This is a genomic window from Micromonospora sp. LZ37 (assembly GCF_059359015.1).
The window spans coordinates 157,736-180,431 of sequence record NZ_JCADBL010000009.1 but is presented as its reverse complement, the minus strand read 5'-3'; the positions used below and the strand labels follow the sequence as shown (position 1 = coordinate 180,431).

At 72.9% G+C, this 22,696-nt stretch carries 15 protein-coding genes; 7 read left to right on the top strand and 8 right to left on the bottom strand.

The features are described from left to right. Window positions 1-145: 145 nt before the first annotated feature. Window positions 146-817, bottom strand: a complete 672-nt coding sequence (locus AC5L3Z_RS19660) for an acyltransferase family protein (RefSeq protein WP_494844001.1) — start codon at window positions 815-817, stop codon at window positions 146-148. Window positions 818-1,028: 211 nt separating this feature from the next. On the opposite strand from AC5L3Z_RS19660, the gene AC5L3Z_RS19655 reads away from it, so the two are divergent. The 3 genes from AC5L3Z_RS19655 (at window position 1,029) to AC5L3Z_RS19645 (ending at window position 4,853) form a co-directional block, all read left to right on the top strand. Then, entirely contained in the window at window positions 1,029-3,239 is a 2,211-nt protein-coding gene (locus AC5L3Z_RS19655; protein ID WP_494844000.1) for an ADP-ribosylglycohydrolase family protein, read from the top strand. Window positions 3,240-3,447: 208 nt separating this feature from the next. Continuing rightward, window positions 3,448-4,488, top strand: a complete 1,041-nt coding sequence (locus AC5L3Z_RS19650; protein ID WP_494843998.1) for a LacI family DNA-binding transcriptional regulator — start codon at window positions 3,448-3,450, stop codon at window positions 4,486-4,488. Next, a complete protein-coding gene (locus tag AC5L3Z_RS19645) occupies window positions 4,485-4,853 on the top strand; it encodes a PfkB family carbohydrate kinase (protein WP_494843997.1) in 369 nt (122 codons plus the stop codon). The genes AC5L3Z_RS19650 and AC5L3Z_RS19645 overlap by 4 nt, the downstream gene beginning before the upstream one ends. Window positions 4,854-4,939: 86 nt before the next feature. On the opposite strand, the gene AC5L3Z_RS19640 is transcribed toward AC5L3Z_RS19645, so the two are convergent. Continuing rightward, a complete protein-coding gene (locus tag AC5L3Z_RS19640) occupies window positions 4,940-6,196 on the bottom strand; it encodes a ThuA domain-containing protein (RefSeq protein WP_494843996.1) in 1,257 nt (418 codons plus the stop codon). A gap of 338 nt (window positions 6,197-6,534) precedes the next feature. Here AC5L3Z_RS19640 and AC5L3Z_RS19635 point away from each other — a divergent pair, with 338 nt between their 5' ends. Beyond that, a complete protein-coding gene (locus AC5L3Z_RS19635; RefSeq protein WP_494843994.1) occupies window positions 6,535-9,864 on the top strand; it encodes a S8 family serine peptidase in 3,330 nt (1,109 codons plus the stop codon). Between the two features lie 42 nt (window positions 9,865-9,906). Here AC5L3Z_RS19635 and AC5L3Z_RS19630 read toward each other — a convergent pair whose 3' ends face one another. The 5 genes from AC5L3Z_RS19630 to AC5L3Z_RS19610 form a co-directional block, all read right to left on the bottom strand. After that, complete coding sequence (locus tag AC5L3Z_RS19630) at window positions 9,907-12,729, bottom strand: AfsR/SARP family transcriptional regulator (protein ID WP_494843992.1); 2,823 nt, start codon at window positions 12,727-12,729, stop codon at window positions 9,907-9,909. Between the two features lie 127 nt (window positions 12,730-12,856). Beyond that, window positions 12,857-13,336: a sigma-70 family RNA polymerase sigma factor gene (locus AC5L3Z_RS19625; protein ID WP_494843990.1), complete on the bottom strand. Its 480-nt coding sequence runs from the start codon at window positions 13,334-13,336 to the stop codon at window positions 12,857-12,859. Between the two features lie 159 nt (window positions 13,337-13,495). Beyond that, window positions 13,496-16,315: an AfsR/SARP family transcriptional regulator gene (locus AC5L3Z_RS19620; protein ID WP_494843988.1), complete on the bottom strand. Its 2,820-nt coding sequence runs from the start codon at window positions 16,313-16,315 to the stop codon at window positions 13,496-13,498. A 368-nt stretch (window positions 16,316-16,683) separates the two neighbouring features. Beyond that, on the bottom strand, window positions 16,684-17,439 hold the full coding sequence (locus AC5L3Z_RS19615) for a formylglycine-generating enzyme family protein (RefSeq protein WP_494843986.1): 756 nt from the start codon (window positions 17,437-17,439) through the stop codon (window positions 16,684-16,686). Between the two features lie 61 nt (window positions 17,440-17,500). After that, window positions 17,501-18,895, bottom strand: a complete 1,395-nt coding sequence (locus tag AC5L3Z_RS19610) for an MFS transporter (protein ID WP_494843984.1) — start codon at window positions 18,893-18,895, stop codon at window positions 17,501-17,503. Window positions 18,896-19,242: 347 nt separating this feature from the next. Between AC5L3Z_RS19610 and AC5L3Z_RS19605 the strand changes: the two genes are divergently transcribed. From AC5L3Z_RS19605 to AC5L3Z_RS19595, 3 genes are read left to right on the top strand one after another with little or no spacing between them, the layout of a single operon-like run. Further along, window positions 19,243-20,697, top strand: a complete 1,455-nt coding sequence (locus AC5L3Z_RS19605; RefSeq protein WP_494843982.1) for a PQQ-dependent sugar dehydrogenase — start codon at window positions 19,243-19,245, stop codon at window positions 20,695-20,697. Then, the gene (locus tag AC5L3Z_RS19600; protein WP_494843980.1) at window positions 20,694-21,260 is read left to right on the top strand and encodes a hypothetical protein; all 567 of its coding nucleotides are present in this window, start codon (window positions 20,694-20,696) and stop codon (window positions 21,258-21,260) included. The genes AC5L3Z_RS19605 and AC5L3Z_RS19600 overlap by 4 nt, the downstream gene beginning before the upstream one ends. After that, window positions 21,257-22,045: a TVP38/TMEM64 family protein gene (locus AC5L3Z_RS19595; protein WP_494843978.1), complete on the top strand. Its 789-nt coding sequence runs from the start codon at window positions 21,257-21,259 to the stop codon at window positions 22,043-22,045. The genes AC5L3Z_RS19600 and AC5L3Z_RS19595 overlap by 4 nt, the downstream gene beginning before the upstream one ends. 130 nt (window positions 22,046-22,175) lie before the next feature. Here the strand turns inward: AC5L3Z_RS19595 and AC5L3Z_RS19590 are convergent, their stop codons facing one another. Beyond that, a complete protein-coding gene (locus AC5L3Z_RS19590; protein WP_494843976.1) occupies window positions 22,176-22,661 on the bottom strand; it encodes a MarR family winged helix-turn-helix transcriptional regulator in 486 nt (161 codons plus the stop codon). Between the last annotated feature and the right edge of the window lie 35 nt (window positions 22,662-22,696).

Genomic DNA, 22,696 nt, shown 5'->3' with positions numbered 1-22,696 from the left:
GCAGCCAGGCCAGCGCGAGGGACGCTCCGAAGGCGGTGACGGTCAGCAGCAGCGCCGGGCCGGTCGACCAGTGTGGCGTTCGCCGAGCAGGTGCTCGATCAGTCGCATGACCAGCAGGTGGGTCAGGTAGAAGGCGTAGGACAGCTCACCGAGGCGGACCGACCATCGCCGTCTGAACGGGGAGGTGGTGCCGTGCAGGTCGGCGCGGGCGGCCGCGACGACGAGCGCCCCGAATCCGGCGAGCGTGCGGGTGGCGTAGCGGTAGGGCGCGGGGACGACCAGGGCGGCGACGTAGCCCGTCAGGGCGTCCGCCGACGGCGGTGACCACCGCCGTCGTGGCCACGGCGACCGCAGCGCGCCGGCCGCACCGTGGGAGCACGGCGGCGAGCAGGGGAAACGCCAGGTAGAAGAACGCCTCACAGGACAGGGTCCAGCTGACGGTGTTGAGGCTCTGGAAGTAGGCGGCGTCCGGCATCCAGGCGTGTACCAGCGCCAGGTTCGCCACCGTCGTCCAGGCTCCGGGAAGGTCCCCGGCGGACCAGCGGACCAGCAGCAGGGCGACCAGCGCCGTGACCGCGTGGAGCGGATACCCCCGGCAGAACCGTCGCCACCAGAACACCGCGGGCGAGGCCGCCGGCGTGAACGCCCACATGAGGACGAAGCCCGACAGCACGAAGAAGAACGAGACCCCGGTGGGCCCGGCCCCGACGACGAGCCGTACAGGCTGGGCCGGGCGTGAGTGCGTCGAGCCGGGCGGGGTGCTGGTGCCCCGGAAGTGACGCGTGGTCGTCCGGGACCGTCGCCCACGCCGTCGCATCGACGAAGTCCGCAACCCTTGCGCAACCCCCAAATGGCTCACAACAATCTTCTCCATCGGTTTTTCTCAATTAGCCGTCGGGCGTGCCGCTATCTGCCGACAGCGCCTGTCCGGAGTGGGAACCGTCGTCGCAGGAGCGTTTGACCAGGCGCTTTTCCGTCCATCAGCAGTGGAGAATTCGATGAAGCGATTCCGTCGAAGGTGTGCCGTCGTGGCGACTGCCGCGCTGCTCGCGTCGTCGTCCGCCGCCGTCGCCGCGGCGCCGGCGACCGCGGCGGCCCCGGTCGACCGGGCCGCGTACGCCGACAAGCTGCGGGCCATGTGGCAGGGCGAGGCGCTGGCCAACTGGACCGGGCTCACCACCGAGGGGCTCCGCGTCACCACACCGTTCTTCACCGACGCCGACTGGGGCACCCGGCTGGGCGACGGCAGGAGGATCGACTACGTCGTCCAGGATCCCTGGGGAGCCGACGACGACACCGACATCGAGTACACCTACCTGCACGCGATGGCCAGCACCTACCGGGACGTACGGCTGACCCCGGAGCAGATCGCCACCACCTGGCAGCGGCACATCAACCGCTACATCTACGTCTCGAACAGCCGGGCGCGGACCCTGATGGGGGAGCAGGCGCTGCCTCCGGCCACCGGCATGAACGTCGCCAACACCCATTCGCTGCGCATCGACGCGCAACTCACCACGGAGTTCTTCGGCGCGCTGGCACCCCGGATGCCGGAACAGGCGTTGCGCCTGTCCGAACTGCCGATCCGCACCACCGCCGACAGCTACGCGGCGCACGCGGCGCAGTTCTTCGTGCTTCTCTACTCGCTGGCCGCGGCGGTCGACACCACCGCCCCCCGGCGCGACCAGATGCTCTGGTTGACCCGCGAAGCCCGCCGGTACCTGCCGAACGGCTCGAAGAGCGCCGACGTCGTCGACTTCGTCCTGGCGGACTTCCTGGCCAATCCCGACGTCGACGACTGGGAGTCCACCCGCGACAAGATCTACCAGCGCTACCAGGCCAGGGCGGGCGAGAACGGCTTCGTCTACCGGGACTGGTACGAGTCCAGCGTCAACCTGGCCACCGGCGTGCTGGCGCTGCTCTACGGCCTCGGCGACTTCAAGCGCACCGTACGCATCGGCACCCTCAGCGGATGGGACTCCGACAACCCGACCGCCACCCTCGGTGGCCTGCTCGGCCTGCTGTACGGCACCGCCGAGTTGCGGGCCCAGTTCCCCGACCGCCTTCTCTCCGACCGGTACCACAGCCTGCGCACCCGCGACGCGCTCCCCGACTTCCTGCCCGGCGACCCGGCGGCGGAGGACACCTTCACGCTGATGGCGCAGCGGATGCTTCCCCTCGTGGACCAGGTGGTACGGGAGGCCCGCGGCAGCGCCGGTGGCGGCGGCTGGGCCATCCCGGACCGGGCGCCGGCGCCGAGCGATCCGGCCTCTCTCGCGGCGGCCAACCCGCTGGTCGAGCTCGACCGGCGTAGCGCCAACAACCAGGTCCGCAGGGCCGGCGGTGCGGTGTGGGCCAACCTGGATCCGGCCGGGAGCACCGATGGCGGAGGGGTGTCGTACGCGTCGGCCATCGCCGACGGGCGGGAGGCCGACTTCTCCGGCGTCGAGCCGTCGCAGTACCAGGCCAGGTACGTTTCGGCGCGCGGCTCCGGCGGCACCCAGACCTTCACGGTCACCTACGACCGGCCGGTCTGGGTCCACACCGTCCGGGTGGTTGCCGGCGCTGCGGCTGGCCTGCGGTCGGCGAGGGTGCAACTGCGCGGAACGGACGGTGTCTGGCGCGACGCGGCGAGCGGTTCCGTCTGGTCCCGGCCCCTGAGCGGGCGTCCCTACCAGCAGAGCGACCTGCAACTGGACCGGGCGGTCACGGCCACGGGTGTCCGCCTGATCGGTGATCTCGGTACGAATTCCTACACCACCCTGGCGGAACTGGACGCGTTGAGCGCTCCGGGGCCGGGTGCGACGACGGTCATCGAGGCGGAGAGCCTGTTGCCCACCCTGCGGTCCACCGCTCCCGCCGGCCGGCAGGAGAACTGTTGCGGCGTGACCTGGTCGGCGGACGCGCAGGTGCTGTTCCAGGGCGACTCGGTGGGCGACACCTTCTCTCTCACCTTCAACGCGCCACGGGCCGGACGGTACGACCTCGGCCTCTCGTACACCCGGGCCTGGGACTTCGGGACGCAGCGCACCCGCCTCGACGGCCGGGACCTGGGCACCTTCTCCCACGGCCTGACCGGGGGTGGCGTCGACACGGCGCGTCGCGATTACGGCGTGGTGGAGCTGGCCGCCGGCACCCACACGCTCACCTTCGAGGTGACGGGCAAGCCGGCGTCCTCGCCGCGGTACGGATTCGGACTGGACGCGATCGACCTGCGCTATCTCGGTCCGCTCGGCTGAGCCGCCGCCGGCATCCCCGACTCCGGCCCACCGCGCGGAATCCCGCGCGGTGGGCCGGTCGCGCGTGACCCGGGTCGGCGTCCCATCGGCCCGCCGGACATCGACGTGCGTTATCGCCTCGTTACCGACGCAACCGTTGCGCAACTCTCTGACGTCGATCGATACTCCGAATCAACACGAGTTGACAATTCGAGTTGATGGGACGCCAATGGCCAACCGAAGTGATGTCGCGCGTCTTGCCGGCACGTCCGCCAGCGTCGTCAGCTACGTGCTCAACGACGGCCCCCGCGGCGTTGCCCCGGCCACCCGGGAACGCGTCCTGGCCGCCATCGCCGAGCTCGGATACCGCCCCAACGCGGTGGCCCGGTCGCTGCGGACGAGCCGGACCATGACCCTCGGGCTGGTCATCCCGGACAACTCGAACCCGTTCTTCGCCGAGCTGGCCCGCAGCATCGAGGAGGTCGGCTTCGAACACGGGTACACCATCCTGCTGGGCAACGCGATGGACGACGACGAGCGGGAGGCCCGCTACGTGCGGGCGCTGCTGGACCGGCAGGTCGACGGGCTGATCCTGGTACCCGCGCACGGCGCGCGCACCTGGACCGCGGAACTCTCCCAGACGCCGGTTCCCCGGCTGGTCCTGGACCGGGAGATCGCCATCCCGCACGCCACCCACGTGCTGGTGGACAACGAGGCGGGCGCCTACGAGGCGACCACCCACCTGCTGGAGCACGGGCACCGACGCATCGGATGCGTGGCCGGCATGGCCGACATGCACCCCACCGTGGACCGGGTCGCGGGCTGGCGCCGGGCGGGGGCCGAGGGCGGCCTGGACCCGGCCGGCTCGCCGCTGGTCCACGTGCCGTTCGGACGTGCCCACGGCTACCGGGCCGGCCGCCACCTGCTGACCGCCCCCAACCCGCCGGAGGCGCTCTTCGTCACCAGCGACGAGCAGGTCATCGGAGTGCTGCGCGCCGCCGCCGAACTGGGCGTGCGGGTACCGGACGACCTGGCCCTGTGCTCCTTCGACGGCATCGGAGCGAGCGCGTACACCGTGCCGGCGCTGACCACGATGCGCCAGCCCTTCGAGGAGCTGGGCCGGGCCGCCGTGGAGTGGATGGTGCGGCGGGTGGCGGAGCCGTCCACCCCGGTCGCCCGGATCGTGCTGCGATCCAGCCTGATCGCCCGGGGGTCGTGCGGATGTACGGACCCGGCCGGCGGGGACCACGGCATCGACGGTCCGGCGTGAACGCCGGCAGCACCGCGCGGGTGGTGGTCGTGGGCAGTCTCAACATGGATCTCTGCGTGCGGGTGCCGCGGCTGCCGCAGCCCGGCGAGACGGTCACCGGCGAGGCGCTGGAGCGCTCGCCCGGCGGCAAGGGCGCCAACCAGGCGGTCGCCGCCCAGCGGCTGGGTGCGGCGGTCGCGCTGGTCGGCATGGTCGGACACGACTCCTTCGGCGCCGACCTGACGCGCCGGATGGCCGGCGACGGCCTGTTGCTGATGGGGGTCTCCGACTTCCAACGAACCATGATCACCGGCGGCGTGATCATCGTCGCCGTCGTGCTCGACGCCTACCGTCGCCGGCTCTCCCTGCGCCTGTCCGCCAACTGAACCGGATCCACCTCGCTGGCACCTCCCGGCGGCCGTCCTCGCTGCCTCCCGCGCAACGAGGACGGCCGCAGAGAGTCACGCCGTGGTCAGCGCGCCTGGAGCCGGAACGACTGGGCGGCGGTGCCGTTGCAGGTGTACTGCACCAGCTGGACACCGTCGGCGGTGGAGGCGCCCGGCACGTCCAGGCACTTGCCGCTGAGCCGGTTGACCAGGCGGTAGTAGCCGTTGCCCTCGGACACCGGCTGCCACTGCTGGTTGTTGCCACCGCCGTAGGCCCAGAGCTGGATCGGCGCCCGGTCGGCCGTGGACACGTTCGTCACGTCGAGCGCCTGGGCGCTGTTGTTGCGGTTGTTCACCCGGGTGAAGCCGGAACTGGTGGGCTGGAACTGGTACTGCTGGGCGAAGGTGGTGTTGCAGGCGTACTGCTGGATCGCGGTGCCGTTCGCGGTGCCGGCGGCGCGGGCGTCGACGCACTTTCCGCTGCCCCGGTTGGTCAGGCTGTACCAGGAGGTCGAGGAGATCGGATCGGAGGGCGGGGGAGTGGTGGCACCACCGCCGAGCCAGAGCAGCCCGTCGATGACGAAGCGGTTCTGCACCTCGCTGGCGAACGTGGACGACAACGGCACGTCCCTGGCGTAGTCCATGGCGTTGTGGCCGAAGTTCGCGTACAGCATCTTGTAGCTGGTGTTCGTCCACATGATCGGGTAGTAGCCGCTGTACCAGGTCTGGCTCGGATCGGTGCCGAGCGGGAAGCTGCTGGGGTCGACCGAGGCCAGGATGTTGATGCTCGGGTTGGTCCGCAGGTCGCGGCTCCAGCTGTACCACTCGCTCACCGACGAGGTGAAGGTGGCGGGCAGCCGGCCGGTGGACGGATGGCTGCGATTCTCGACCCGCAGAGCCGCGGTGGTCGGTCCCCAGGTGTTGCTCTGGAACGCGCCCGTGCCGAGGAACTGGTTGTGGTACCAGTCCCAGCCGCCGGGGTTGGTGGTGAAGGCGGAGACGTGGAAGCCGAGCCAGCCGCCACCGCCGCGCATGTACTGCTCGAACGCGGGGCGCTGGGCGACCGGCGGCAGATCGTCCAGGAAGATCACCACCTGGTACTGGGCCAGGTTGGCGGTGTTCAGCTGGCTCCAGTCGTTGGTCGCGGTGTAGGAGAAGTTGTGCTGCGCGGCGATCTGCGGGAACCACTGGTTGGCTTCCCGGACGAAGCTGATGTGGGCCTGGTCGTGGTTGCCGTTGTAGAAGGCGATGACCTTGAAGGCCGGGGCCGCGTGGGCGGGCTGGGCGAAGCCGGTCACCAGCACCAGGCAGAGCGTGAGGAAGTGGACCACCCTGCGGGTCACGGTGCGATGGGTACGGGCGATCATGCTGCGTCCTCCCGGTTGTCGTGGCGCTGATGGGGGTGTCGAGGCACGACGGTCGGCGACACCCTGTCTCCCGACCGAGCTAATTGAAACTAATCTTTACAATAGTTGCGCCGGAGCCGGGTGGATAGCTCTGATCTCCGCCCTTCGAAAGCCTGAAGGTGATCGTGAGCTGGCCGCCCTGGAGGTTCGGCGGACCCGACATGCCGGCCCCGCATCACTTCGGCCGAAGTGATCCAGGTCACATCGGGTGAACTTTCACCCGCCGATCACGTCCAGGACACCTGGATAGCTCTCGCGTTCATCCAGGGAGAATGATGCGTTCAGTTCGCAAGATATCGGCGCTGGCACTGCTGGTGCTGGGCGTCTCGGCGGTGGCGCCGGGCGGTCTGCCGGCGTCGGCGCAGCCCCAGGCCGCGCAGCCGACGACCAAACCCAAGGTCGCGTCCAAGCCCCGGACGGTCACTCTGCTCACCGGCGACACCGTCCACGTCAGCACCGTGAACGGCCAGACCGCGGTCGACGTCGTGCCGGGCAAGGGCCGGGAGCGGATCCCGTTCCTCACCCACAGCGCCGGCGAGGACGTGCGGGTCATCCCCGCCGACGCCGTCGGCCTGCTCAACCGGGGCAAGCTCGACGAGCGGCTCTTCGACATCTCGACGCTTGTCGACTTCGGCTACGACGACACCCGGTCCACCCTGCCGCTGATCGTCCAGCACAGCAGCGCCGCCCCCGCCGACCTCGTCGGCGCCCGGACCACCCGGAAGCTCTCCGGGGCGAGCGCCGTCGCGGAGAACCGCGCGGACGCGGTGTCCTTCTGGAACAACCTCACCTCCGCGGCGCACGGCACCGAGCGGCGACTGCGGGCCGGGTTCGACAAGGTCTGGCTCGACGGACTGCGCAAGCCCACCCTCGACGTCAGTGTCCCGCTGACCGGCGCGCCGAAGGCCTGGCAGGCCGGCTGGACGGGAACGGGGGTGAAGGTCGGCGTGGTGGACACCGGCGTCGACCAGACCCACCCCGACCTGGCCGGCCGCGTCGCCGCCGCGGAGAACTTCACCGCCGAGCCGGACGCCCTCGACCGGGTCGGCCACGGCACCCATGTCGCCTCCACCATCGCCGGCAGCGGGGCCGCGTCGCAGGGCAGTCACAAGGGCGTGGCGCCCGGGGCGACCCTCTACAGCGCCAAGGTCTGCATGCGGGAGGGCTGCCCGGAGTCGGCGATGCTGGCCGGCATGACCTGGGCGGCGGAGCAGGGCGTCAAGGTCGTCAACATGAGCATCGGCGGCCCGGACAGCCCGGGAGCCGACCCGATCGAGGCGGCCCTGACCGACCTCACCCACCGCTACGGCGTGCTCTTCGTCGTCTCCGCGGGCAACGAGGGCCTGGCCGGCGAGTCCACGATCAGCTCGCCCGGCAACGTGGACGAGGCGCTGACCGTGGGCGCCGTATCCAAGACGGGCGAGCTGGCCGAGTTCTCCAGCCGGGGTCCGCGCGTGGGCGACGCCGGCATCAAGCCGGACATCACCGCCCCCGGCGTCGGCATCGTCGCCGCCCGCAGCTCGGCCTCTCAGCTGTGGCCGGCCGAGAACCCGCAGTACGCCAGCATGGACGGCACCTCGATGGCGGCTCCGCACGTGGCCGGTGCGGCGGCGATCCTGGCCCAGCAGCACCCGGACTGGTCGCCTGAGCGGATCAAGTCCACGCTGATGGCGGCCGCGCAGCCGAGCGCCACCATCGGTGTCTACGAGCAGGGCGCGGGCTTCCTCGACGTCGCCCGGGCGATCCAGCAGAGCGTCACGGCGAGCCCGGTCAGCGTCGCCTTCGAGCGGACCGCCACTGCGCAGCAGCGCACGATCACGTACGCGAACAGCGGCTCCTCCGCCGTCAGCCTGGCTGTCTCCCTCGACGCCAAGGACGCCGAGGGCACCCCGGCGCCGGCCGGCCTGTTCAGCCTCAGCGCTTCCTCCGTGACGGTCCCGGCCGGCGGCACGGCCACCGTGACCGTGAACGTGCAGTCCGGCGCCGGCCTGCCCGAGCGCTACTTCGGCGGTACGGTGACCGCCACCGGCGGCGGCGCGCAGGTGCAGACCCCGGTCGCGCTCGACATCGCCCGCAGCAGGTTGACCCTCAAGCTCGTCGGGCCGGACGGCGGTGCGCCGACGGCCGAGCAGGGCTGGGTGACCGTCCTGACCGACCTGGACCGGCAGACCATCCTGGTGCTCAACGACCCCAAGGCCAGCACGTACCGGGTCCTTCCGGGCCGCTACCTGGTGCAGACCTACCTGTTCACCGGCGACTCCTTCGACCACATCACTTCGTTGGTGCGCCCGAGCCTGGACCTGACCACGGACCAGGCGCTCACCATGGACGCCCGCCTGGCGAAGCCGATCGCGGTGTCGGTGCCGAACGCGAAGGCCACCGCGGTCCATCAGGAGTTCGGCTGGACGATCCGGACCGAGCAGCCGCAGATCTGGGGCAGCGACGACCCGTACGGCGCGGTGATGGGCGTCCCCTTCGAGCACCTGCGGACCGCGCAGATCGGGGCCGGCGAGACCCCCGGCTTCGTCTCCTACGTCCACGGCATGTGGGGCCAGGTGACCCAGGACAACACCCTGCACAACAGCCCGTACGCCTACCGGGTCTACCTGTACGAGCCGAAGAAGATGATGACCGGGCTGACCCGCAGGCTGCGTGCGGGCGACTTTGCCACGGTCCGCTCCCGGATCAGTGCGGACGTGGCCGGCGTGCCGGTGTCGCGGACCGCGGTCGCGCACGCGCCCGGCAACTCGCCGGTCTACCGGGCCGGGCACGATCTCCAGCCGGCCTTCACCTACGACGTGCCGAACACCATCACCGAGTACTACAACCAGGACAAGCAGGCGGTGTGGCAGTCGACCTCGTACCAGCAGCGGTACACGTACTACGAGTCGGCATGGACCAGCTTCCAGCCCGGGCGCACGTACGACGTGAAGTGGGCCAACGGGGTGGTCGGGCCGGTCTTCCCCGAGCCGAACTTCGGCCAGCAGTACGCCACCCGCTACTGGGGTGACCTCATTGGTGGGCCGGGTCCGCTGCACGGCGACGGCAGCGGCCACATGGGCATCCGGCACGAGCGCAACGGCAGCGTGCAGGTGAGCCTCTACCGCAACGGGGTCAACCTCGGCGACAAGACCGAGGCCCGCTCGCTGTGGCAGGTGCCTGCGGAGGAAGGTGACTACCGGCTGACCGCGACCTACCGCAGCGACCCGGAGTTCACCCTCTCGACGGTGGTCGACGCGGAGTGGACCTTCAAGTCCGGGCACGTGGCCGACGGCGAACTGGTGAAGCTGCCGATGACGGCGATCCGGTACAGCCCGGAGCTGGACATCGACAACCGGGCGCCGGCCGACCGGCTGTTCGCGATCCCGGTCTCGCTCGACCGTCAGGTCGGTGCGGCGCCGGGACGGACCAGGACCTTGTCCGTCGAGGCGTCCTTCGACGACGGCAAGACCTGGCAGCCGCTGACCGTGAAGCGGTCCGGCGAGAAGGCGGTCGCCTGGGTGCGCAACCCGGCCGGCACCGGCTTCGTCTCGCTGCGCGCCGCCGCGACGGACAGCAGCGGTAACACGGTCAAGCAGACCGTCATCCGCGCCTACCGCTACTGACGGTGGGACCCGGACGCGGCGCCCACCGGCGCCGCGTCCGGGTCACCGGTGCCAGCGCAGCCGGTCGCGGATCCGCCGGGCCATCGGCGAGTCCGTCCCGTCGAGTTCGGCGAGGGCCTCGCTCCACGCCTGCCCGGACAGGGCCGGGTCGCCGTTGGCGGAGTGGAAGTCGCCGATGGCGACCAGTACCTCAGCGGTGTGGTGGGTGGCCCCGGCGGCGCGGAAGGTGTCGATCGCCTGCTGCCAGCTCGCCAATGCGTGCGGCAGGTCGTCGATCATCGAGTACGTGTGCGCCAGCCAGGCCTGGGTGGTGCCCACCCCGTGCAGGTCGCCGAGGGCCTCGAACTGCCGCCGCGCCTCGACGAACATCCCCAGCGCCTCGGCGTGCCGGCCGAGCCGGCCCTGTGCCCGCGCGATGGCCAGCAGGGCGGTGGTGGCACCCCGTACATTGCCCTCGCTGCGAAAGAGCGCCCGCGCGGCCTCGGCGTGCCGGACCGCCTCGCGGTAGCGCCGCTGGTCCAACCGGATCTCGGCGATGTTGTTCTCCACGTGGCCCTGCTCGGTGCGTCGGCCCAGCCGGTCGAAGAGCGTCCGGGCCTGCTGCAGGTGCGCCAACCCGCGGTCCAGATCGGCCAGGAAGTAGCAGGCGCCGGCGAGGCTGCGGTGCAGCAGGGCCTGGGCGGCGGGGTCGTCCCCGGTCGCGGCGAGGGCGGCGTCCGCCGTTGCCGCCCACTGCCTGAACTGCGCGGTGTCCTGGAAGAAGTTCTGCATCGCCAACGCGATCTGCCAGGCCGTACCGGGCCGGCGGCGTTCGTGGGCCCGCGCGACGATGTCGGTCAGCACCCGCTGCTCGGCGGCGAACCAGGCCATCGCCTCGGCCCGGCCGGTGAAGCCGCGCCCGGTGACCCCGCGCCCGGACGGCTCCGGCTCCGGCAGCGGCACCTGCGGTTGCAGGGGCAGCTGCGCCGCGTACGCACTGAGCTGGTAGAAGTCGTAGACCCGCTCGACGGCAGCGTCCCGCTCGGCCGCGTCGTCGTGTTCCTCCCCGAGCTCCACGGCGTAGGCGCGTAGCAGATCATGCATCCGCCACCGGCCGTTGTCGGGCTGGACCAGCAGCTGCGCCCCGAGCTCGGCGAGCAGGCCGCGGGCGGCGCGCAGGGACAGGCCGCCCAGGGCGGCCGCCGCTTCCGTGCTCAGCTCCCCGGTCGGATGCAGGGGCAGCAGCCGGAACAGTCGGGCCGCCTCGGGAGTCAGGGCCCGGTAGGACCAGGAGAAGATCGCCTCCAGATCGGCGTGTGCGTCCCCGAAGCCGGCCAGCCGGCCGTCGGCCTCGGCCAGCTCCCGGGCGACCGCCGGCAGGCTGAGGCCGGGTCGGCCGACGCCGCGGGTGGCGACCAGCGCCAGGGCCAGCGGCAGCCGGCCGCACCGCGCGATGATCTCGTCGACGGCGGCGGGTTCGGCGGCCGCCGCGTCGCCGAGCCGGCGGGTGAGCAGCTCGCGAGCCTCGGCGTCGGTCAGCAGGTCGAGGTGCAGCGGGTGGGCGCCCGCCGGGCCGGCGGCACCGGTGATCCGGCGGCGGCTGGTGGCGATGACGAGGCTTCCGCCGGTGCCGGGCAGCAGGTGTCGGATCTGGTCCCAGTCGCGGCAGTTGTCGAGCAGGATCAGCATCCGGCGCTCGGCCAGGATGCTGCGGTAGAGGCCGGCCTGGGCGTGCAGCTCGGCCGGGATCGCCGCCGGCGCGACCCCGAGGGACCAGAGAAAGCCGCGCAGCGCCTCCGCCGGTGTCATCGCCGAGTCGCCGGAGTCGAAACCGCGCAGGTCCGCGTGCAACTGTCCATCGGGGTAACGCGGGGCCAGCTGATGGGCCAGGTGCACCGCGACCGTGGTCTTCCCGACGCCGGGCATCCCGTCGATGACCAGCGCGGTGGTCCGCCCGTCTCCGGTCAGCAGCGCCTTCGCGGCGGCCACGATGCCGCGGCGACCGGTGAAGTAGGGGTGGTCGGCCGGCAACTGCGCCGGCGGCTCGGCCCGGGTCGGCTGCGACAAATCCAGCACGTCGCGGCCGACGCCGCGCCGTGACCTGGCGCCGCCGGCCGGGGCGCCCTGGTCGAGCAGGGTGTCCCGGGCCGCGCGCAGTTCGACGCCCGGCTGGATGCCGAGTTCCTCGGCGAGCCGGTGCTCGATGTCGGCATAAGCCGCGAGGGCCTCGGTCCGCCGGCCGTCCGCGGCGAGCGCGAGCAGCAGCCGCGCCTGTAGTGCCTCGTCCAGCGGCTCGTATTCGGCGGCCCGCCGGATCGCGGGCAGCACCACGTGGACGCACCCGGCCCACAGGGCGGCGTCGGTCGCCGCCCGGACGGCCGCGAACCGCTCGCCGTCGACAGCGAGGAACTCCGGATGGGCCCGGCCGTCGGCCGGCAGGCCGGCGGCGCACCGGTCCCGCCACAGCGCCAGCGCCTCCCGGTAGAGCTCGACGGCCGGCTCGCCGGAGCTGGCACCGGCCTGGGCGACCAGGCGCCGGAACCGCAGCAGGTCGAGCGACTCCCCGTCGACGCGCAGCCGGTACGCGGCGCCGTCGCGGATCAGCACCGAGCCCGGTGCCCGGGTCGGCAGGTCCGGCTCGAAGCGCCGCCGGAGCATCCCGACGTGCCGGTGCACCACATTGACCGCGCTGGGTGGGGGATCGGACTCCCAGAGCAGGTCGACGAGCTCGGCGACGCTGACCGCGCCGCCGGCGCGGGCGAGCAGCAACGCCAGGACCAGCCGCTGCTGCCGGGTGCCCAGGTCGATCTCGGACTCGCCGCGCCAGGCCCGCACCGGGCCGAGAACGGCGAAGGAGAGCGGGCTGGTCATGCTGCTGCGATCCATGCTGGGCTGGTTGCCACGATCGGGTCAGCATGGCAAAGCCCCGCGCCGCCGGGCGGGCGCGCGTCAGCGCGATGTGAGCTTCGACTCAGCGAATGGATCGGCGGGCCGGCGCAGTCGTCGTTCCTGCTCAGGCCGCCGTGAGACCGCTGCGCAGGGCGCGCAGCGCATGGTGGGTCCGGGACTTCACCGTGCCGATCGGCACTCCCAGCCGGCCCGCGACCTCCTTCGGTGACCTCCCCACCAGGTAGACCTCGGAGAGGAGACTGCGCTGCGCCGGCGTCAGCCGACCGAGCGCGTGCCGCATGGCGTGCGCCGCGAGCGCGCTGCCGATGGTGTCGTCCCCAGCGGGAATCCAGGTCATGTCGACGAGCTGGACCTCGGCCGGGCGGCCCCGCCGCAGCCGGACCCCGTCGATGACGAGCCGCCGGGCGACGGTGCAGAGCCACCGGCGGGCGGCATCGGGCTCGGCCGGCACCGAGTCGAGGTGCCGCCACGCCCGCAACATCGTCTCCTGGAGCAGATCCTCGGCGGCCTGGCGCTGGCCGCGGGTCAGCACGAGCAGGAGACGCAGCACGGCACGGGCGTGGTCCGCATGCAGCGCGGTCATGCGCTCGGTCCGGCCGTCCGGTGATTCGTCGGGTGCCCGCAGCACCATGTTTCCCCCACAGGCAGGAGCAACGGTGAATGAGGCAGGAGCCTAGGGGCGGCCGATGCGAATGGACTGACGCGGAAGTGAGAATCGAGTGCCGTCGCCGACCGCGACCGGTCACGGACCCGACGTGACCGCCGCGAGCAGGCCGGCCAGCCGCCGGCCGGTCCGGGTCCGCGGATACGGGATCAGGGCCAGCGCCTCCTGCCACGCCCCCACCGCGGCGTCCTGGTCGCCGGCGGCGGCGAGGGCGTCGCCGAGCAGCGCCAGCACCTCCGCGGCGGGCGCCGACGCCGAGGCCTCCTGGTAGGCGACGGCCGCCTCGCGCCAGCAGTCCACCGCCTTGTCGCGCTCCCGGCGGGTGGCATGCACCTGGCCGAGCACCTCCCAGGCCTCTGCGATGCCCAGCCCGTCCCGCGCTCCGCGCGACAGCGTCATGGCCTGCTCGGCGCAGCGCACGGCCTCTTCCCCCCGGCCCAGCTCGGCGTGGCTCGCGGCCATGATCACCAGGGCGCTCGCGAGCAGTCTGTCGTCTCCGGCCGCCAGGGCCGGCCCCAGCGCCGCGGGCAGCGCCCGGACGACCTCCTCGTGTCGCCCCTGGGCGCGCCGGATCATCGCCCGGTTGATCCGGGCCCGGGTCACCTCGCCGTGCAGGCCGAGCCGGACGAGCAGCTCGACTGCCCGGTCGAGGTGCCCGATCGCGGTCTCGTGCTCGCCTCGGAAGTAGGCCGCCCCGGCCAGGCTGCGGTGCATCCGGGCCTGCCCGACCAGGTCGCCGCCCGCCCGGGCGGCCTCGAGGGCCACCTCGCCGGTCGTCGTCCAGTCGGCCCACCGGCCGCTGCGTTCGAAGAAGTGCTGCATGCTCAGGGCGAGCTGCCAGGCCTCGGTGTGCCGGCCCTGCCGGGCGGCCCGGCCGACCAGCGCGATGAGGACCTGCCGCTCGGCGGTGAACCAGCGCATGGCGTCGCCGTGGCCGGCGAAGCGCAGCGGGGTCTCGCCCGGCCCCGGCTCGATCATCGGGTGGTACCCGGCGTGGGCCAGCAGCCGCCGGTGCGCCTGATAGCCGGTGGCCCGGTAGAACTCCAGGCAGCGCAGCTCCGCGGCGGCGCGCTCGGCCGGGCTGTCGTTCTCCTCACCGAGCTCCGTGGCGTAGGCCAGCAGCAGGTGGTGGGTGCGGTAGCGGCCCGGCAGGTCCTCGCTGATCAGGTGCGCGCGGCTCAGCTCGCCGATCAGCGCCCGCCCGCTGCGCGGCGGGACGCCGGCCAGGCACGCCGCCCCGGCGATCGAGATGTCGGGGCCGGGATGGATCGGCAGCAGCCGGAAGAGGCGGGCGGCCGGGGCGGAGAGTGCCTGGTAGGACCAGGAGAAGACGGCACGCAGCCCGGTCTGCGGGTCGTCGCCGTCGAAGCCGTCCAGACTGCCCGGCGCCCGGGTCAGCTCGGCGGCGATCTGCGCCAGTGGCATCCGCGGCAGGCTCGCCCCCCGGGCGGCCACCACGGCCAGCGCGAGCGGCAGCCGTCCGCAGCTGGCGATGATGGCGTCGATGGCGGCCGGGTCCGCCGCGACCCGGCCGGGACCGAGCGGTCGCAGCAGCGCCGCGCGGGCCTCGTCGACGCTCGGCAGGCCGACCGGCAACGGGTGGGCGCCGGCCGTGGTCAGCAGGGCGCTGAGCCGGCTGCGGCTGGTGACGATCACCAGACAGCCGGGGCTGCCCGGCAGCAGGTGCCGGATCTGCTCGGTGTCCCGGCAGTTGTCGAGCACGATCAGCAGGCGCCGGCCGGCGAGGCTGCTGCGGTACAGGCCCGCCTGGGCGTGCAGTTCGGCGGGGATGCCCTCCTGGGGAACCCCGAGCGAGCCGAGGAAACCGCGCAGCGCCTCGGCCGGGCTCATCGCCGGTTCCCGCCCGTCGTATCCGCGCAGGTCCACGTAGAGCTGCCCGTCCGGGTAGTCGGCGGCGAACTGGTGGGCGAGATGGACGGCGAGGGCGGTCTTGCCGATCCCGGGCATGCCGTCGATCGCGAGCACCGCCGGCCCGTCCGGGCGTGCGACCGCCGCGCGGGCCTCGGCGACGAGGTCCTCCCGGCCGCTGAAGAAGGGCAGGTCCGGCGGCAGCTGCGCGGGCCGGGGGAGTAGCGACGGCGAATCGGTGCGCGCCGGCTGGGTGCGCTGGTGCAGCAGCCGGTCGTACGCCTCCCGCAGTTCTTCGCCCGGATCGATGCCCAGGTCGTCGGCGAGCCGGCGACGCACCACCCGGTACGTCTCGACGGCTTCGGCCTGACGGCCGTCGGCGGCGAGCGCGAGCAGCAACCGGCTCTGCAGCGACTCGTCGAGCGGGTGTTGCTCGGCGGCCTGCCGCAACGGCGCCAGCACCGCGCTCAGCCGGCCGCAGCGCTCGGCGGCGTCGGCCGCCTCACGCACGGCCTGGGCGCGTTCGGCCTCCACGGCGAGGAACGTGGGATGCAGGCGGGAGGCCGGTTCCAGGCCCGCGGCGCACCGACCGCGCCACAGCCGCAGCCCGTCGAGGGAATGCCGGAGCGCCGACTCCGCGTCGCCGTCCTGCAGGCTCCGGCCGGCCAACCGGCTCAGCGACCGGAATTTCAGCAGGTCAAGGGAATCCTCGTCGGCGCGCAGCCGATAGCCCGAGACCTCCCGGAGGATGTGCCGGCCCGCCGAGCGGGTGGGCAGGCCGGGCTCGAGCAGCCGCCGGAGCACCCCGACGTGCCGGTGCACGACGTTCGCGGCGCTGGCCGGGGCGTCCACGCCCCACAGCAGCTCGACCAGCTCGGCCAGGGAGACCGGTGCACCGGACCGGGCCAGCAGCAACGCGAGCACCAGGCGTTGCTGGCGGGCGCCCAGCTGCAGCTCGGCACCGGCGCGGACGACCCTGATCGGGCCGAGCACCGAGAAGCCGATCGTTTCGCCCGCCTCCGCCCGCACGCCGGCAACGGTAACCGGTCGGTCAGCGGGCGGAGCGCTTCGCCGGGGGGAGGACGTCCGTCACCCGCGGCGCACGGGGTCCGTCCCGGGTGCAGTGGCGTGGATCGCCCCCGCGCTGCGTGAGGCCGTCGCGAAGGAACGTACCGGCACCGGACGGGCCGCCCGGGCGCCCTGGTCGGGCGTCAGCCAGGCCTCGACCACGACGCGCTGCCCGGGTCGCTGACCGCCAGGTCCGTCGAGCCCGGCGACCCGGAGTACGAGCACCTGCGCCACAGGTGCAGCGGCACGGTTCGCCGGCCCTGGTGATCCGCCCGCAGGTCGACTGTCGTACGCGCGGACGCAGAACGTGGCCCCCGTTGAGACGGCTTTCAGCGGGGTGGCAGCGGGGCGACCGGGCGAACCGCCGTGAAGTCGGCGTGCTCGTAGCGGGTGGCGGAGAGCAGCAGCAGCCACTCGTCGCAGCCCTGCCAGGGGTGGACGTCGGCAGCTCCGCCACGTACGGTCCGGGGCCCGTCACCGGTCCGTGGGCGCGCGTCGGCCGGCGCGCCCGCGAACCCGGGGATCCACACGTCGGCGCAGAGCTCGTTCGCCGACCCCATCGCCGTCAGCCCGAACGCGTTCTCCCCGGCGGCCGTCCGCGTCTCGTCGGCGAAGTCGTCGAGCAGTTGGTCCTCGCCGGGTTTCCCGTCACCGCGGAAGGTCAGCGTGGTGGTGCCGGCCCGGGCCGCGTACTCCCACTGCGCCTCGCTGGGCAGCCGGAACGGCAACAGCTCGAGCAGGTCGTCCAGGTCGTCCTCGACCCGGGCCGTGCCGCTGTCCGCCTCGGCGTACTCGTCCTCGTACTCGGGCAGCCAGTGCCGGACCTGCGCCACCGTCAGCGGGTGCCGGGCGATCAGGAACGGCTCGACCCGCACCTCGCGCACCGGCTGTGCGTCCCGAGCCGCGGCGAGGAACGGCTCGATGGTGTCCTCGACCCCGCCGCTGCGCTCGATGGCGCGTACCGCCTCCAGCTCCGCGTCGGACAGGCCCATCCGGAACGTGCCGCCCGGAACTTCGCGGAACACCACGCCCGACGGGGTGTGCCGCCAGGCCGGGCGCCCGGCCACGAGGTCCTCGATCCACATGGCGCCGAAGGCTAGCAGCCCGGTGGCCGGGCGGTCCTTCCCGACGGCGCCGCGGCAGCGGTCACGATCCCATCGAGGTGCGGCGCGTGGCCCGCCGGCTGCTCCGTGCGCTTCGCCGTCGACCGTCCGGCCGGGGGCAGGCGGGTCGCCGCCGCCGCCGTGCGGCGCGCGTCCGGCCGGTTGCCGGTGGTGCCTCGTCGCCCATCGGCCGCCGCGCCAGTTCCTCCAGCTCACGTGCGTGACGAAGGGGCGACAGCAGCAGCGGGACCGGTGCGAGGGTGAGCCCGGCCCCGATGACGAGCAGGGCGGCGCGGACGCCGAGCGCGTCACCGAGCACGCCGCCGAGCAGGCCCCCGAGCGGCATCGCGCCCATGACCAGGAAGCGCATGCTGGCGTTGATCCGGCACAGCAACCGGACGGGCACGACCGTCTGCCGGTAGGTGACCTGGGTGATCCCGTAGACGACCTGGCCGATCCCGCTGCCGGCGAGGCCGGCGACGAGGAGAACGGCGCCCCAGCCGGGGCCGGTCAGTGGGACCAGCAGGTTCGCCGGGCTGGTCACCGCCAGGGACAGCCAGATGATCCGGGCCGACCCGACCCGGCGGGCCAGCCGGGTGGCCGTGGCCGCGCCGAGCAGCGCGGCGGCCGGGGCGGCGGACAGCAGCATGCCGGCGGCGCCGGGCGCGAAGCCCACGGTGTCGACCACGAACAGGACGAGCAGCGCCGTGGCGGCGGTGAAGAGGAGGTTCGACAGGGCGCTGGTGGCGGCGATCGCGCGCAGGACGGGATGGGTCAGCACGAAGCGCAGCCCCTCGCGGGCGTCCGGCACCATCCGGGAGCGGTGGCCGGTCCGCCGGGGCGTCCGCTCGCGGGTCCTGATCCGCGCGAGGCAGGCGGCGCTGAGCAGGAAGCTCACCGCGTCGACCAGCAGCGTGTTCGTGGCGCCCACCAGTTGGGTGAGCCACCCGCCGAGGCTGGGACCGGCGACCTGCCCGGAGGAGCGGACCGTCTCCACGGCCGAGTTGCCCTGTAGGAGGTACCGGCGGCCCAGCACCATCGGCAGGTAGGACTGGTGGCCGATGTCGAACAGCACCCGCATGACGGCCATGACCGCGGCCGTCGTGATCAACAGCGGCAGGCTGAGCCAGGACAGCGCGGCCGCCGCGGTGACGGTCACCAGCGCGGCGCACCGGACGAGGTCGGTGGCGATCAGGACCGGCCGGAGCCGCCGCCGGTCGAGCCAGACCCCGGCCGGCACTGCCAGCAGCAGAAACGCGCCGTTCTGCACGGCCACGAGCACGCCCAGCTGCCACGGCGTGGCGTCCAGGAGCAGGACGGCGATCAGGGGGAAGGCGAATGTGGTGACGTCGGTGCCCAGTTGGGTCACGGTCTGGCCGGCGACCAGGAGCCGGAAATCTTGGGAACGCCAGGGCCGGTCCTGCCGCCGAGTGGTCATCTGCGCCCTTCGCACCAGCCGAGGAGTTCGGTGCCGCGGCGCCGGCGCCATGTCGGCGGCGGTAGCCACGGGTGTGTGCGAAGGGGCGACGCGATGCGTCCTCCCCGATTGCGAGGCTAGCCGAAGGGGGCGCGTCACCGTCGTCATACCGGGCCGTTCCGATCCGGGCTGGCGGATCGCCCGCCCGTCCGCCCTGCCGGGGCCGGGCGCGATCGCCGGCGGTGAGCCGGACCGGCCGCGACGTCCGCTTTCACCCGTTGGAGGGGATTGGCGTCGGGGGCCCGGGGAATGGGTGGGCGGCCACCGCCCGGCGGACACCGGGCCTCGATCCACTCGTAGGGACTGTCATGACCTCATTGATGCCGCTGACGGTGAGCGTGGCGGCACCCGAGGCGCTGAGCGAGCTCCCGACACCCGCGCGTGCGCGGGTCGACCCGGCGGACGTCGTGGTGCCGGACGGCTACCGCGTGGAGGTGGTGCTCGTCGGCCTGTCGATGCCCTGCGGCATGGGGTTCGCCGACGACGGCACCCTGTTCGTGCTCGAGGGCGGTAGTACCTGGCCCACCCGCCCTTATCTGCCCGCGCGGATCCTGCGGCTGGACCCCACCGGCCACCTGGACGTCGTCTCCGAGGAGACCCTTGGTGGGCCGCGGCACGTCGCCGTGCACGACGGGGCGCTGCTCGTGTCGTGCAAGGGCGGACGCCACGCCCGGATCGACCGGATCGACCTCGCCACAGGTGACCGCCAGGTGCTCATCGACGGACTGCCCAACGGCGGCTGGCACGAGCCCGGCGGGCCGGTGTTCGGCCCCGACGGTCTGATGTACTTCGCGCAAGGGTCGGTGTCCCAGCAGGGCGTGATGCTGCCGCAGGGGTTTCAGGTCGACGTGGCACGACACATCGGCGTGCACGACGTGCCCGGTGAGGATGTCGAACTGACCGGCAACAACGTGCAGAGCTACGACCCCACCGGGCCGTACCCGTATCTGGTGGAGACCGGGCCGTTCAAGCCGTTCGGCACCCCCGCGCGGCGGGGCGAGGTGATCCGTGGTGAGCTGAAGTGCAGCTCCGGGTTGTGGCGCGCGCAGCCCGACGGCAGCGAGATGGAGCTCGTGGCCTGGGGCCTGCGCAACCCCTACGGCATGGCCTTCGGGGAGGACGGCGAGCTGTACGTCTCCGACAACGACTTCGAGGAGACGGGCGATCGGGCGATCCGCGACGACCCGGATCGCATCTGGCGCATCGACGCCGCCCGCACGCCGCACGGCTCGATCGACCGCCCCGCCTGGTACGGCTTTCCCGACATCTGCGGCGACGGGTTGCCCGCCTGGCACGAATCACACCTGCCCCGGCGCGGACGGCCGGCCGAGCCGCTGCTCGCGGACCCGCCACCGTGGGCGGGGCCCGCGGTGTTCCTCGAGAAACCGCACTCGGCGATGACCGGCCTGGACGTCTCGCGCAGCGACGCCTTCGGCCACCGTGGGCGACTGTTCGTCTGCGAGTGGGGCACCCTCGCGCCGATGAACTCGCCCGACCCGCGCGACCTCGAACACGGATTCCGCGTGCTGACGGTGGACCCCTCCGACGGCAGCAGCGAGCCGTTCATGCGCAACGACCGGCCCGGCCCGGCGTCGGCGCTGGGCACCGGCGGTGTCGAGCGACCGGTGGATGCCAAGTTCGCCCCCGACGGCAGCCTCTACGTGCTCGACTTCGGAGTCTCCCGCGTGCTGGAGAAGACCCAGATGTCCTACGGCCACACGGGTGTGCTGTGGCGCGTCGTGCGCGACGGGAGCGGGTCGTGAACCGCCCACTGCTGGTGGAACTCGACGACGCCACCGTCACCGCTCACCTGGACCGGGTGGCACCGTGGCTCGTCACCACCCGCACGCTGCAGTCGGCCTACCGCAAGATCCTGGAGGACACCGCCGACGCTGTCGGCGAGCCGCACATCCGCGGCTGGCTCCGCGAGATCGCGGCACCGGCTCGGCAGCACGAAGAAGCCGTCTCGGACCTGTACCGCGCGTTCGGCCGCGCGGCGCCGGCGGCGGGTGGAGCGGCGGGCAAGCTGGTCCCCGTCGTCGCGACGGTGCTGGGCGCGGCCCGTGAGCTGGTCGGCGAGGCGGAGGGTCGGCTCGCGGGCGTACGCGGCTCGGCGTGGCGGCACATGCGGATGCTGCTGCTGAGCAACCTTGACGCGATCAACGGGTACGCCGTGACCGAGCAGCTCGGCCTGGCCCTGGGCCGTCCGGACGCCGTCGACATCGCCTTCCCCATCGTGGCCGAGAAGACCCGCCACCAACTGCTGATCCGCGAGTGCTACCTGGAGATGGCGGCGAACGCGATCCTGTACCGGCGGGACGTGTGAGCACCGTGCGCCGCTGGGCGTACCCGGTCGTCCTCGCCGGGATACCCGCCGCGCTGGTGGCGGTCTTCCTGGTGGTGGAGGCGCTGGACGTGCCGGTGCTGACCGGTCCGACGCCGATGCCGCAGGAGGCGGGTCCGGCCGCGGCCGCAGCCGGGGTGGGGCTCCTGCTCGTCGACGTGGCGCTGCCCGTGCCGTCCAGTCTGGTGATGACCGCCAATGGAGCGCTGTTCGGCGTACTCGCCGGCACCCTGCTGTCCCTGATCGGCGGGCTGGGGGCCACGCTCGTCGCGTTCGGCATCGGCGCCAACAGCCGCCATCTCATCGCGCGCGCCACGACGCCGACGCAACACGCCCGCGCCGAGGCGCTGCTCCGGCGCTACGGGCTGATGGCGGTGCTGCTGACCCGACCGGTACCGGTGCTCGCCGAGACTGTCGCCCTGCTCGCCGGCACCTACCGACTCGGCTGGCGCCGGGTCGCGCTGGCCGGAGCCGGGGGAGTGCTGCCGACCGCACTGCTCTGTGCGACGGCGGGCGCTGCGGCGCGGACCGCGCGGAGCGCCACCATCGCGGTGGTGGTGCTGCTCGGCGTCGTGGCGCTCGTCGGATGGCTGGTCCGGCGCAGGGCCGCCCCCGAGGCGTCGCGTCCTGCGGGGCGCTCCGGTGGATCAGCCGGCGAACCGCCATCGTGCCAGGACAACCGGGATCTGGATGGCCCGGGCGGCCGCCCCGCCAGCCGGAGCATCGGCGGTCACGTATCGCGTGAGGTCGTTGACCGTGCCCGGTAGGTCCGTCGCGGGGCGGACCTGACCCGACGAGGCGTGGCGACCCCGGGCGGCCTGCACCCTACCGCGTACGCCGGGCCTTTCGTCGTACCCGGGAGGCTCTCGTCGTACGTGGGAGGTCAGCCGCGGATCGTCACCGTGGGCGGGACAGGCCGAGATGCGCGCGGAGGCTCGCAGCCAACTCGCCTGCCGCGGTGAGTTGATCGGGCGTGAGCGCGTCGACGAAGATCTCGCGGATGGCGCGCAGGTGCGGGACCGTGGCGCCTTGGAACGCCTCGGCGCCGGCCGGGGCGAGCACGATCTCAGCTCCCCGGTTGTCGGAGACGCACTCCTGGCGGCTGATGAGCGCGCGCCGCTCCATGCGGCCGAGGTGGTGGGAGAGTCGGCTGCGCTCCCAGCCGATGACGGCCGCGAGCTCGGAGGAGCGCATCCGTCCCCCCTCGGCTTCGGTCAGAGCGAGGAGAACCACGTAGTCGCCGGGCGACAGCGAGGTCTCGCTCTGCAGCCGGGTGCTGATCTCGGCCTTCAGTACCTCCGCCGTCTCGATGAATTCGCGCCAGATCCGCAGCTGCTCCGTGGTCGGGAGCTGGCGCCCCCGCCGCTGTGTGTTCTCCGTCATCCGTCCTCCAATTGACGTGTCAATCATATCGTGGG